Consider the following 13,827-nt stretch of genomic DNA (forward strand, 5'->3'; position numbering starts at 1 on the left):
AAAGAAAAGCAGTGGGGTGAGATTAAGCTATGAGCTGCTCAAGCGTTTTGCGATAGATATTTTTGAGTGGCTCAACATCATCAATGATGACGCACTCATCGATTTTGTGGCTAGTCGCATTGAGCGGCCCAAATTCCACAACCTCTTTGCAGATCTTGGCGATAAAGCGACCATCACTAGTGCCCCCAGTAGTGGAGAGTTCGGTATCCACTCGTGTCTCGGCTTTAATGGCTTTGCGTAAAGCACCTGCTAAATCGCCATCACCAGTAATGAATGGGCTGCCACCTAATACCCAGTCGATCTCAAAATCAAGACCAGCGTTTTTGAGAATGTTTTCAAGACGTTCGCGCAATTGTTCTGGTTTGCTCTCGGTAGAGAAGCGGAAATTAAAGTCGATTACTAGCTCACCAGGAATCACATTATTGGCACCAGTGCCCGCATGAACATTCGAAATCTGAAAACTGGTTGGCTGGAAATATTGATTGCCCTTATCCCACTCAGTCTCTACCAATGCTGTAATGGCTGGCGCAGACAAGTGAATTGGATTCGCGCCTAAATGAGGGTAGGCAATATGCGCCTGTATACCTTTGATTTTCACTTTGCCGGATAAAGAGCCGCGACGACCATTTTTAATCATGTCACCCAACTGATCAACAGAGGTCGGTTCGCCAATCACGCAGTAATCCAAGCGTTGACCATGTTGTTGCAAACGCTCACACATGATGACAGTGCCATCATTGGCGGGACCCTCTTCATCGCTAGTAATTAAGAAGGCAATGGAACCTTGATGATCAGGATGGGTAGTAACAAATTCTTCTGTGGCAACTACAAATCCAGCTAGAGAGGTTTTCATATCAGCTGCACCACGACCGTAGAGTAAGCCATCACGAATCGTTGGCGTAAATGGGTTGCTGGTCCATTTTTCAAGTGGGCCAGTAGGCACTACATCGGTATGACCAGCAAACATCAGCACTTTGCCTTGATCGCCCGCTTTCCCTTTTTTGATGGCCCAAAGATTGGTGACCTGAAAATTCTCAGGTCCACTAATAACGCTCTCAGTATGAAAGCCAATTGCTTGTAAGCGTTGAGCAATTAAATCCTGGCAACCACCATCAGCCGGTGTTACGGAATGGCAAGCGATCAGAGCTTCAGTAAGCTCAAGCGTGGCGCTCATAGATTTTTAGTCGCGCAGCAGTTCGTTGATGGCAGTCTTGGCTCTGGTTTGTGCATCCACTTTTTTCACAATGATTGCAGCATACAAACTGTACTTACCGCAAGCAGAAGGCAATGAGCCTGGAACTACTACTGAGCCAGCAGGAACACGACCGTAATGCACTTCACCAGTTTCACGATCATAAATTTTGGTGCTTTGACCAATGTAGACACCCATGGAGAGAACCGAATTCTCTTCAATGACGACCCCTTCAACTACCTCAGAGCGGGCGCCAATAAAGCAGTTATCTTCAATAATCACTGGGCCGGCTTGAATTGGCTCTAAAACACCACCAATGCCAACGCCACCAGAAAGGTGAACGTTTTTACCAATTTGAGCGCAAGAACCAACGGTTGCCCAAGTGTCGACCATAGTGCCTTCCCCAACATAAGCACCAATATTGACGTAAGAAGGCATCAAAACAGCATTTTTGCCAATAAAAGAGCCTCGCCGAGCCATAGCAGGGGGAACCACGCGGAATCCGCCCGCTGCAAAGTCAGCAGCCGTATAACCTTCAAATTTGCTAGGAACCTTATCGTAGAACTGGGTGTAACCACCAGCACTCATTGGAACGTTGTCCTCTAGGCGGAAAGAAAGCAGTACTGCTTTCTTAACCCACTGATTTACTTCCCACTTACCGACATCGCGACGCTCGGCGACTCGAATGGTGCCCGCATTGAGGCCTTCCAAGACCGCATTTACAGCGCTCCGGACGCTTCCAGGGGCGCTGTTGGGTGAGAGGTCTGCGCGGTTTTCCCAGGCTTGTTCAATGATGCTTTGTGGTGATTGGCTCATGCTTTTCAGTTAACTATCAGATTGTTAAGGGATTTTGTCCCTGAAGGTAGATCTATCATTATATCGATGGGGCAAAAACGTGTCGAAGTAGCCTTAAGCTTGCTATCATCTTCCCACTTTAGATGTAAATTTTTACCCCTTTTTTGAACCCCCTTTTTTCCCTGCAAAGTACGCCGTGCAACTGAAATCCATCAAACTTTCCGGCTTTAAGTCTTTCGTTGACCCAACCCATTTTGAAATGCCTGGCCAATTAATTGGTGTTGTAGGCCCTAACGGTTGCGGAAAGTCGAACATTATTGACGCTGTACGTTGGGTTTTGGGTGAATCCCGCGCCAGTGAGTTGCGTGGTGAGTCCATGCAAGACGTTATTTTTAATGGCTCAGGTTTACGCAAACCATCTGGTCGTGCCAGCGTAGAACTCATTTTTGATAATTCTGAAGGACGTGCTCAAGGTCAGTGGAGTGCTTTTACAGAATTGGGTATTAAACGTGTTTTGACTCGTGACGGTAATTCTAGTTATTACGTCAACAACCAAGTGGTCCGCCGCAAAGATATTCAAGATATTTTCTTGGGTACCGGTATGGGTCCAAGAGGTTACGCCATTATTGGTCAAGGAACAATTAATCGCATTTTAGAGGCAAAACCAGAAGAGTTGCGCGTGTTCTTGGAAGAGGCAGCTGGGGTTTCTAAATACAAAGAGCGTCGTAAAGAAACTGCTTCTCGTTTAGAGGACACTGTCGAAAATTTAACCCGTGTTGAAGACATTTTGCGTGAGCTTGATCAACAACTCACTCGCTTAGAAAAACAAGCAACTGTTGCCGAGCGTCATGCAGAGCTCTCTGCACAAATGAGATCCCAGCAACAGTTACTCTGGTTTGTGCGTCAGACTGAGGCTGGAAAAGAGCAAGAGCGTCATGCCAATGCAATCCGTGATACCCAAGTGAACTTGGAAGAGCAGACTGCTAAGCTGCGTCATGCTGAGTCTGAACTGGAAACCATGCGTACTCAACAATACGCATTGCAAGACAAAGTCTCTGAGGCGCAAGGGGAGTTATATCAAACCAACTCTGATGTGAGTCAGGTTGAATCACAGATTCATTATGTACAAGAAGCGCGCCAACGCTTACAACAACAAACTCAAGATTTGCAGGCACAATTGCAGCGCTGGACCGTGCAAGAAACTGATGCTGCTCAAGCGCAACGCACTGCTGAGCATGAACTCAATGAAGCTTTAGAAAAAGAACAAACTCTCTTGGCAGACCTCACTGGCTTACAAGGGCAGATGCCAAGTCGTGAGGAGGCTTATCAAACTGCTGCACGTGATCTCAATAACGCCCGCGAAAGCTTAGCCTCTATTGAACAACGTCTTGCGAGTTTGGGTGAGCGTATTCGTGCCATGTCAGCTCAATCCGATGAGCTCAAAGGGCGTGAAGCCCGCTTAAGAGGTGAGCTTGATGGTATGCGTAGGCCAGATGCAGAAGCTTTGCAAATGGCGATTGATCGTCAAGCTATGGCGCAGCGCAAAGTTGAAGAGTCAAAACAACGCGCAGGTGAAACGCAGCAACGCGTACCTGCTGCAGATGAAGCACGTAATGCCGCCCAACAAAAAATTCAGACAGCCAATCAAGATTTGGCTCAAACTGAGGCTAAGTTAACTGCTTTGACCGCCTTACAAGCCAGCGTGCAAGCACAAGGCAAGATTGGTCCATGGCTTGAAAGTAAAGGTCTTAAAGAAAGCAAACGTCTCTGGCAAGAGCTCAAAGTAGAGAGCGGTTGGGAAGCCGCTTTGGAGTCAGTATTGCGTGAGCGTTTGGCTGCAGTGACTGCAAAGAGTGTGCAAGAAACTCTCGCTTTAGCCAATGATGCGCCTCCAAGTCGTTTGGCGATTTTGCTGACAGAAGAAATTAGCCCAGCACATACATCAGCTCCAGCGGATTTCACACCTTTATTAAGTCGTGTGCAAAGTGCTGGTGCCCCAAGGCTTACCTCTGTGTTGCAAGAGTGGTTAGACAATATTTATATTGCCTCCAGTCTCGAAGATGCTTTGCATCGCCGTGAAAAATTACCAGCTGGTGGTGCATTTGTTACTCAGCAAGGCCATTTAGTGAGTCGTGTAAGCGTGCAGTTATATGCAGCAGATTCTGAGCAGGCTGGTATGTTGGCCCGTGCGCAAGAGATGGAAAGTCTTGAGAAACAGTTACGCGCTCAAAAATTGATGCAGAGCGAATTGCAAGGTGAATTAGATCAATGCGTTGCTAACTATCAAGCAGCTCATCAAGCAGCAGAGCAGGCCCGTATCAATGCTGAGCAGGCAGTGCAAGAAGCTCATGGCTTTGAAGTGGAGAGAATGCAGTTAACTCAGGCTGAGGAACAATATAGCCAGCGCGCTGCCCAAATTCAGGATGAGTTGAGTGAGTTGCGTCTGCAAGGTGAGCAATTGGGTAATACACAAGAGCAATCTGCGGCAGAGTTAACTCAAGCAGAAGAGTCTAAGCAGGGCCTCCAAGATGCTTTAGCATCTGCTCAAGAAAAATTAGAGGCTGCCACGCAAGAACGTGATCGTTTGCGTGAATCTTTACGCGCAGCAGAAATGTCTGCACAAGAGGCTGCCTTTGCAACTCGCTCACTGCAACAGCGCATTGCAGACTTACAACGTGATCAAAGTACTGCTCGCACTCAGATCATGGAGATTCAGGATAAGTTTGATCAGGCCACTCAAGAGTTAGTTTCCTTAAGTGATGAAGAAGCGCAAGAAAAATTACAGGGACTCTTGTTAGCTCGTAGTGCGCGTGAAGCAGCTTTGGCAAACGCTCGTACTGAGCAAGATGCTTTATTACATCAATTGCGTGAGGCGGATGAAGCCCGTATGCAGGTAGAGCGTAGCTTGCAGCCAATGCGCGACAAAGTGGTTGATTTGCAATTGCGTGAGCAGGCTGCCCGTTTGAACTATGAGCAATTTGCGACTTTGTTGACCGATGCAGAAGCTGACTTAAGTGCCTTGGAAGCAAACTTTAGCCCCGACTTGAAGGTTGGCGCCTTGCAGACTGAAGTCAATCGTTTAAATACTGAGATTCAATCACTGGGTCCAGTGAATATGGCTGCGCTTGATGAGTTATCCAGCTCACGTGAGCGTAAGCAGTTCTTGGATGCGCAATCTGCTGACTTGAATGAAGCAATGCAGACTCTGACTGATGCGATTGCCAAGATTGATGCAGAGACTCGTGATTTATTGCAAGGCACCTTTGATCAAGTCAATGGCCACTTTGGAAAATTATTCCCAGAACTGTTCGGCGGCGGTCATGCTGAATTGGTGATGACTGGTGAAGAGATTTTGGACGCAGGCGTTCAAGTAATGGCCCAACCTCCAGGCAAGAAAAATAGCAGCATCTACTTGCTCTCCGGTGGTGAAAAGGCTTTGACTGCGATCGCACTGGTTTTCTCACTTTTCTTGTTGAATCCAGCTCCATTCTGCTTACTCGATGAGGTTGATGCGCCATTGGATGATGCCAATACCCTGCGCTATTCTCAACTGGTCGCCAAAATGTCAGATAAAACACAGTTTTTGTTTATCTCCCACAACAAAATCACCATGGAAATTGCCCATCAGTTGATTGGTGTCACGATGCAAGAGCAAGGCGTATCACGCATTGTTGCCGTGGATATCTCTTCAGCGGTTTCAATGGTAGAGGCTGCTTAAGTGTACGTAGAACAAATCATGACAATGTTGGGCTTGTCTGATTTGCAGTTTGCCTTAGCAGTTATTGGACTACTGATTTTGATATTGGTAGCCATCCTCAACCTTAAATACTCCCGGGCACGTCGTAAAGCAAGAGAGCAGGATGAATATGCTCTTGATGATCGCTTTGCACGCGAGCCTAGTTTTGGTCAGGGCTTTGCAGATGCTGACTCAAGTGAGCGTAATGAACCTAGTTTTGCTAGCGCGCTTTTAGCAACGACTTCTACTCCTGAGAAGTTTGCCATCGATCCTCGTATTGACTGCGTCATTACACTACGCTTTGATGAAGGTATCAGCGGGGCAGAGATTCTTGAAGAAATTAATACATGGACAGACTTACAAGCGCAATCTGCTGCAAAGTGGATGTGCGAAGGTTTGAATGTTGATCAGGAGTGGGAAGAGTTAAACCCGCAATCTTCATACTCTGAACTCCAATTAGCTATTCAGCTAGCAAGTCGCCGTGGTGCCATTGGCGTCTTGGAATTATCTGATTTCTGTTCTCGCGCTCAAGCGCTCGCCGATACCCTGGGTTCCCAAATCGACATGCCTAGCGTTAACACCATGCTAGAGAGCGCTAAAGAGTTGGATGTGATGGCGGCAGATAGTGATATTCAACTTAGTATCAACGTGCTCTTTGATGAAGCTTGCCCTTGGGGTAATTTTGATGCGCTGATGCGTCAACGTGGTTTCAAGTTAGGGCGCAATGGCCGTGAATATGAGTTTTACAGTAATGGTGCATTGATCTTTACTAGCGCAGGCTTAGACCCAAACAAGCCGGTAATGCAATTGACCTTACTCTTAGAAGTTCCTCTGGTTGCGCAAGAAGAGCGCGCCTTTGAAAGAATGTTGGCTGAGGGCGTGGAGATTGCACAAGTTGCTCATGGTCGTTTAGTAGATGACAATGGTATTAATTTGAGCGAAGCAGCTGTGATCAGTATTCGTCAGCATCTTGATGGCCTTTATGCCAATCTTGAGAAATCTGGCATCCCTGCTGGATCTTCCACAGCTAGCAGACTCTTTAGCTAGGACATCACCTTGTCGTCGAATAGTCCGATAAATACAGCGGAGCGTTACGCATTCTTACAGGCTGAGCTTGCCCGCCTAGAGCATGCTTACTATGTTCTAGATAATCCACTATTACCTGATATTGAATATGACCGCCTCTATCGAGAGTTATTGGATATTGAAGCGGCTCATCCAGAGTGGATTACACCAGAGTCCTTATCTCAGCGGGTCGGTGGCACTGCCTTAAAAGAGTTTGACTCAGTGACTCATGAAGTACCCATGCTCTCGCTTAATAATGCATTTGAAGAAGCTGAGCTAAGCGCTTTTGATCGTCGTTGTCGTGAAGGCTTGCACGCGGATCATGTAGCTTATGCAGGCGAGTTGAAGTTTGATGGTCTGGCCATTTCTCTGCGTTATGAAAATGGCTCTTTAGTCAGAGCCGCTACTCGTGGTGATGGGGCCAGTGGTGAAGACGTTACTGCGAACATCAAAACAATTCGCGCCATCCCTCTGAAATTAACGGGTAAAAGTATTCCACGAGTTTTAGAGGTTCGCGGTGAGGTCTTTATGTATCTTCAAGACTTTCAAAAAATGAATCAACAGGCAGCTGCTAGTGGCGAAAAAGAATTTGCCAACCCTCGCAATGCTGCTGCGGGAAGCTTACGTCAATTAGATTCAAAGATCACTGCAAAAAGACCACTTTCTTTCTTTGCCTATGGGCTGGGTGCTTTAGAGCCGCAGTCTTGGCTACCAAAAACTCATGAAGAATTACTCAATGCTTATATACAACTTGGGTTGCCAGTGTGCTCAGAGCGCAGGGTTCTTCATTCAGTTGCGGAGATCTTGGCTTTCTACAATGAGATTGGTGCCAAACGTGATGCATTACCCTATGACATCGACGGTGTTGTCTATAAAGTCAATTCATTTACAGAGCAGGCAAAACTTGGATTTGTATCTAGAGCTCCACGATTTGCATTGGCTCATAAGTATCCAGCTCAAGAGGCGCTGACTACTGTATTGGGAATCGATGTGCAAGTAGGTCGTACTGGTGCGATTACTCCCGTTGCCCGACTTGCTCCAGTCGAGGTGGGTGGTGTTACTGTTACCAATGCTACCTTGCATAACGAAGATGAAGTTAAGCGCAAGGATGTGCGTATTGGGGATACCGTTTCGGTACGAAGAGCAGGTGATGTGATTCCCGAAGTAGTGTCGGTGATCAAAGATCGCCGACCCGCAGATACGAAAGAATTTGTGATGCCAGTCAATTGCCCAGTATGTGATTCCCATATTGAGCGTTTAGCCGATGAAGCAGTGGCACGCTGTAGTGGCGGCTTATTTTGTGGTGCGCAGCGTAAGCAAGCTTTAATTCACTTTGCCCACAGAAGGGCTCTCGATATTGAAGGTTTGGGTGAAAAGATTGTTGATCAATTGGTAGATCAGAATCTCGTGAGAACGCCGGCTGATCTTTATCGCCTCGGTTTCACTGCTTTAGCGAATCTAGAGCGAATGGGTGATAAGTCAGCTTATAATCTCATTCAGGCGATTAATCAATCTAGAAATACCACCTTAGCTAGATTTATCTTCGCCCTCGGTATTCGTCATGTTGGCGAGACCACCGCAAAGGACTTGGCCAATCATTACCAATCGATGCATGCACTCATGGATGCCAGTATCGAGGATTTGTTGACTGTTAAAGATGTGGGTCCTGTGGTTGCAGATTCAATCACCAGCTTTATGCAAGAAGCACATAACCGAGAGGCCATTGAGCAACTCCTGACTTCAGGAATGCAGCTTTCTGTCGAGGAAAAAATCATCAGCGCAGCTGTAGCGGGTAAAACATTTGTCCTTACTGGCACCTTCCCAACCATGACCCGCGATGAAGCTAAGGAACTCCTGGAAAAAGCGGGTGCTAAAGTCGCTGGCTCAGTTTCTAAAAAAACTGACTATGTCGTTGCTGGAGAGGATGCAGGTAGCAAGCTTACTAGGGCAGAAGAGTTGGGTGTACCAGTGATTGATGAGTCAGCAATGTTGCATTTATTAAAGTAGTTCTATTCTCAGATGAATTCCTTGCATTCTAAATTTCATATCAACTCCGAGGATTGGGCTAGCTTAGAGCCAATCTCTGACCAAGAAAAACAAGTTCGTATTGATTTGGCGACGGCTTATCAATTAGCCTATTTAAAAAATTGGGATGATGGAATCTATACCCATATTTCAGCTTCAGTGCCTGATGAAGATGGTGCTTATTTACTCAATCGATTTGGATTGCGCTTTAATGAAGTGACTCCTCAAAATTTAGTAAAGGTAAACCTACAGTGCCAGGTATTGACAGGAGAAGGCCCTGTCAATCAGACAGGGTTTGCGATTCATGGTGCAGTACATGCTGCGCGCCCTGATGCAAAGTGTGTATTACATCTTCACGTAGATTCAGTAATTGCCATATCGGCTCAAGCAAAAGGACTCTTGCCAATTTCGCAGCATGCTTTACGTTTTTATCGTGATGTGGCGTACCACGACTATCAGGGATTGGCATTGTCTGCCAGGGAGCAGACTACTCTAGTAAAAAATTTGGCTGATAAGAAAGCAATCCTTTTGCATAACCACGGCAGCATTGTTTGTGGAGCTTCCATACAGCAAGCATTTTATTTAATGGATGTTCTGGATAAGGCCTGCAAAATTCAGGCGCTATCTAGGTCTGATCAGGATTTTATTTGTCCACCTGCTGAAATCTGCGAATTAACTTATAGACAGCTATGTAGCGATGGGGATGATGAGGGTCGGCTAGAATGGCCTGCATATCAAAGAGCTTTGATGGATAGCTAAAAGGAGAAAACAATGCCATTAATTCAAGTGCAATTATTCGAAGGTCGTAGTGATGATGTAAAGCGGGAATATGCAAAAGCCATCACAGAGGCTGCTGTAAAAATTATGGGTTGCACTGCAGCATCAGTCGATGTGATTTATCAGGATGTAAAAAAATCTGATTGGGCAACAGCAGGAAAACTGTGGAGTGATTCCTAGCTATTAAATAGTCGATATTCCTTCCGGGAATATCTCATATAGCATCTCTTGTATTCACAAGCGAACATAGTTTGCGCAAGATACTTCAAATCATATTTTTAGATTCTGAGGAGGCTGTATGAAAATCTGCGTCATTGGAGGTGGTGGAGCAATTGGTGGTTACTTGGCTGCTAAATTAGCCAGGGCTGGTAATCAAGTAACCGTAGTTGCGCGGGGCGCTACCCTTGCAACAATCCAAAAAAATGGTCTAACACTCTATATGGAGAGCGAGCCTCGTCCTATTGTTGCTCAGGTTAGGGCAGCGGAAAAAATTAGTGATGTCGGCATACCTGATGTCATCATGTTGGCTGTAAAGGCACATCAAATTGAGCCAATCATTGATGATTTGGCAAGCATTGTTGGCCCTGAGACCACATTGATCCCAATGCAAAACGGCATTCCATGGTGGTACTTCCAAAATCTACCAGGCCCATTTGAAAACTTCCCGGTAGAGACGGTCGATGCTGGTGGGCAGATTATGAAAAAGATTAATCCACGAAATGTGATTGGTTGTGTTGTCTATCCAGCCACCTATGCAGAGTCTCCTGGCGTAATCCGTCATGTAGAGGGCAATCGTTTTCCGCTTGGTGAGCTTGATGGATCTCAATCCGAGCGCATCCAAAAAATTTCTCAGATGATGTCAGACGCTGGATTTAAGTCACCTATCTTAGAAGATATTCGCTCAGAGATTTGGTTAAAGCTCTGGGGTAATATGACTTTTAATCCTATCAGTGCGCTCACTCATGAGCATCTTGAGGGTATTTGCAGAAATCCTCTGACTAAGGATTTGGCGCGCAATATGATGCTCGAGGCACAAACCATTGCTGAGAAGTTAGGAGTTATATTCCGGGTGGATGTTGAAAGACGTATTTCTGGAGCAGAAAAAGTTGGCAAACACAAAACCTCAATGCTTCAGGATCTCGAAGCTGGCAATAACTTAGAGATCGATGCATTACTAGGTTCTGTGATTGAGCTTGGGCGCATTACCAATACTCTGACACCTTGTTTAAGCACTGTATTTGCTTTAACTAAACTTTTAAACACTAAGGTTCAAACCTCACAAGGCAGGTTGGCTCTGCCAGAGCTTGTACTTGAACATTAGCCTTACCAAAGTCCTGCAGTATGTTGTAGTTTGATCCCATCTTGATGATGGGATTTTTTTTATTCAGACTTTCCTGCCGGTAAGCCCTTCCACCATTCCCCTTTAAATTGTCCCTGCAGCCAATCAATACATTGGACTACTTTGGTGGGGACATGTTTTGGTGAGGAGAAGACTGCATGAATTTCTTGACTTGGTAGTGTCCAATCCTCCAAGATGGGTCTCAGAACTCCATCCTTCATCGATTGATGCGCTACATAGCAAGGGAGTGCAGCCAAGCCCATGCCTGCTCTAGCTGCTGATAAGACGGAAGAGAGATTGTTGGAGGTAAACGGCCCTTTCACCTCGATAGATTCTGAATGACCTGATTGGTCTGTGAAACTCCAGCGATGGTCGCCTTGCACCGTGGAGTAGATTAAGGCAAGGTGTTTACGGATTTCCTCTGGGGCTTTGGGGATCGAGTGTTTTTCGAGATACTGAGGGGTAGCAACCAATACCCAAGGGTTGGTACCAAGAAATCTTGACCCTAAAGAAGAGTCTGGTAAACGTCGCATCCGAATCGCTAAATCGACACCTTGTTCGACAAGATTGATATATCGATCATCCATACTGAGATTGACTTCAAGCTCTGGATGAAGTGCCATAAATTCGAGAATGGAGGGTGTGAGAACCCGCCGCCCAAAAGCAACCGATGAATTAATCGTTAGCCTGCCCCGAACTTTGGATTGCATCAAGGAGGCCAGGTCATCAGCCTCTTCAATTTCACGGGCTATCAACTTGCATTTCTCGTAATAAATTTTCCCAATCTCAGTGGGGGTGACTCCACGAGTGCTGCGGTGCAGCAGTAATGCCCCTAAGCGCTTCTCCATGGATGCAACAAATTTGGTGGCTGTGGGTTGGGTAATGCCTAAATCTTCAGCAGCCTTACTAAATGAGCCCGTTTCTACGACTCGAATAAAGAGGGATATTCCTTGTACGCGATCCATGACAGGGTTCTCTGGTGGCAATAGATAGGTGATTTTTACACTATTCCACAGTGGAATACTAGATATAGATTTGCTGAGGTTCTCTATTTACCTGAATTTGGGGATGATTCGTCCATACCCATATGAGGAGATGAATCATGGCAAAAATGAAAGCAGCAATGGCAGCAGTGTTGGTGATGGAAAAAGAGGGCGTTACCCAAGCCTTTGGAGTACCAGGTGCTGCAATTAATCCCCTATACGCCCAAATGCGCGAACGTCAGTCGATTGCCCATGTATTAGCGAGACACGTAGAGGGTGCTTCTCATATGGCAGAGGGCTACACAAGAGCCGCTCCAGGAAATATCGGTGTCTGTATTGGTACATCGGGCCCCGGCGGCACAGATATGATCACCGGCTTGTATTCAGCGCAAGCAGATAGCATTCCAATTTTATGTATTACAGGTCAAGCTCCACGCGCTAAATTACATAAAGAAGATTTCCAGGCGGTGGATATTGCTTCAATCGCTAAGCCTTTAACCAAGATGGCAGTTACCGTACTTGAGCCAGCATTGGTTCCAAGAGTATTCCAACAGGCATTTCACTTAATGCGCTCTGGCCGTCCTGGACCAGTGTTGATTGATTTACCAATTGATGTGCAGATGGCTGAGATCGAGTTTGATATCGATACTTATGAGCCATTGCCTGCCTACAAACCACAGGCAACTCGCAAGCAGATTGAGAGAGCGCTTGAAATGCTTAATGAATCTGAGCGTCCCTTGATTGTGTCTGGTGGTGGCGTGATTAATTCTGATGCTTCAGACCTTTTAGTACAGTTTGCAGAGATCACTGGCATTCCTGTCATTCCAACGCTTATGGGTTGGGGCTCGATCCCTGATAGTCATCCATTGATGGCTGGTATGGTTGGTTTACAAACATCACATCGTTATGGCAATGCCACGATGTTGGCAAGTGATTTTGTTTTAGGAATCGGTAACCGTTGGGCAAATCGCCACACGGGTTCAACCGAGGTGTATTGCAAGGGCCGTAAGTTTATTCACGTCGATATTGAGCCTACTCAGATCGGTCGTATCTTTACTCCTGATTTTGGTATTGTGTCCGATGCAAAAGCTGCGTTAGCCCTGTTTATAGAAGTTGCAACGGAGATGAAGAAAGCTGGCAAGCTGAAAGATCGCACTAAGTGGTCAGCTGAATGCTTGGGTAGAAAAAATTCCATCGACTATCAGCGCAAGACAAACTTTAATGAATCTCCAATGAAGCCGCAGCGCGTGTATCAAGAGATGGTTCAAACGTTTGGGGAAGATGTCACCTATGTCAGTACGATTGGTCTCTCGCAAATTGCTGGCGCTCAATTCTTGAAAGTATTCAAGCCTCGTCATTGGATTAACTGTGGTCAAGCTGGTCCATTGGGCTGGACAGTTCCAGCAGCTCTAGGTGTACGTGCTGCTGATCCAACCCGTAAGATTGTGGCCCTCTCAGGCGACTATGACTTCCAGTTCATGATTGAAGAGTTGGCTGTCGGCGCACAGTTTAAGTTGCCATTCATCCAAATTTTAGTTAACAACAGTTATCTTGGATTAATCCGACAAGCACAACGTGGCTTTGAGATGGATTACTGTGTGCAATTGGCTTTCGATAACGTCAATATTCCGGAAAGCGCTGGCATTGTGAAGGGTTATGGCGTAGATCACGTGAAGGTTGTTGAGGGACTTGGCTGTAAGGCCATCAGAGTAGAGCGTGAAGATCAACTGGCTCCTGCAATTGCTCAAGCCGAGGCATGGATTGCTGAATTTAGAGTACCAGTTGTAGTTGAAGTGATTCTAGAGCGAGTCACTAACATTGCGATGGGAACAGAAATCGATAGCGTTAACGAGTTTGAGCCTGTTGCTAAATCTATTGAAGATGCTCCAGTAGCAGTTCTTCAGTCCTAGTTTGT

Annotated in this window: 10 protein-coding genes; 7 read left to right on the forward strand and 3 right to left on the reverse strand. The window is 46.1% G+C overall.

Annotation, left to right across the window (positions count from 1 at the left end):
* Nucleotides 1–22: 22 nt before the first annotated feature.
* Both dapE and dapD read right to left on the reverse strand, forming a co-directional pair.
* Nucleotides 23–1,174 (reverse strand): succinyl-diaminopimelate desuccinylase, encoded by a 1,152-nt coding sequence (dapE, locus tag C2756_RS02705; protein ID WP_215296511.1) that lies wholly within the window; start codon nucleotides 1,172–1,174, stop codon nucleotides 23–25.
* 6 nt (nucleotides 1,175–1,180) lie between these two features.
* The gene (gene dapD / locus C2756_RS02710) at nucleotides 1,181–2,008 is read right to left on the reverse strand and encodes a 2,3,4,5-tetrahydropyridine-2,6-dicarboxylate N-succinyltransferase (protein ID WP_215296512.1); all 828 of its coding nucleotides are present in this window, start codon (nucleotides 2,006–2,008) and stop codon (nucleotides 1,181–1,183) included.
* Nucleotides 2,009–2,183: 175 nt separating this feature from the next.
* Between dapD and smc the strand changes: the two genes are divergently transcribed.
* The 6 genes from smc (at nucleotide 2,184) to C2756_RS02740 (ending at nucleotide 10,911) form a co-directional block, all read left to right on the forward strand.
* Nucleotides 2,184–5,705: a chromosome segregation protein SMC gene (smc, locus tag C2756_RS02715; protein WP_215319821.1), complete on the forward strand. Its 3,522-nt coding sequence runs from the start codon at nucleotides 2,184–2,186 to the stop codon at nucleotides 5,703–5,705.
* Nucleotides 5,706–6,770, forward strand: a complete 1,065-nt coding sequence (locus C2756_RS02720; RefSeq protein WP_251372107.1) for a cell division protein ZipA C-terminal FtsZ-binding domain-containing protein — start codon at nucleotides 5,706–5,708, stop codon at nucleotides 6,768–6,770.
* A gap of 9 nt (nucleotides 6,771–6,779) precedes the next feature.
* A complete protein-coding gene (gene ligA, locus C2756_RS02725) occupies nucleotides 6,780–8,795 on the forward strand; it encodes an NAD-dependent DNA ligase LigA (protein ID WP_215319823.1) in 2,016 nt (671 codons plus the stop codon).
* Nucleotides 8,796–8,807: 12 nt separating this feature from the next.
* A complete protein-coding gene (locus C2756_RS02730) occupies nucleotides 8,808–9,572 on the forward strand; it encodes a class II aldolase/adducin family protein (RefSeq protein ID WP_215319825.1) in 765 nt (254 codons plus the stop codon).
* A gap of 12 nt (nucleotides 9,573–9,584) precedes the next feature.
* A complete protein-coding gene (locus C2756_RS02735) occupies nucleotides 9,585–9,770 on the forward strand; it encodes a 4-oxalocrotonate tautomerase (protein WP_215296516.1) in 186 nt (61 codons plus the stop codon).
* 118 nt (nucleotides 9,771–9,888) lie between these two features.
* Nucleotides 9,889–10,911 carry a 2-dehydropantoate 2-reductase gene (locus C2756_RS02740; protein WP_215319827.1) on the forward strand — a complete coding sequence of 341 codons (1,023 nt, stop codon included), beginning with the start codon at nucleotides 9,889–9,891 and terminating at the stop codon, nucleotides 10,909–10,911.
* Nucleotides 10,912–10,970: 59 nt separating this feature from the next.
* Here the strand turns inward: C2756_RS02740 and C2756_RS02745 are convergent, their stop codons facing one another.
* Nucleotides 10,971–11,894, reverse strand: a complete 924-nt coding sequence (locus C2756_RS02745) for a LysR family transcriptional regulator (RefSeq protein ID WP_215296518.1) — start codon at nucleotides 11,892–11,894, stop codon at nucleotides 10,971–10,973.
* 137 nt (nucleotides 11,895–12,031) lie between these two features.
* Between C2756_RS02745 and gcl the strand changes: the two genes are divergently transcribed.
* Entirely contained in the window at nucleotides 12,032–13,822 is a 1,791-nt protein-coding gene (gene gcl, locus C2756_RS02750) for a glyoxylate carboligase (RefSeq protein WP_215296519.1), read from the forward strand.
* The last annotated feature ends 5 nt before the right edge of the window (nucleotides 13,823–13,827 follow it).

Source organism: Polynucleobacter sp. UB-Siik-W21 (assembly GCF_018687415.1).
GTDB lineage: Bacteria > Pseudomonadota > Gammaproteobacteria > Burkholderiales > Burkholderiaceae > Polynucleobacter.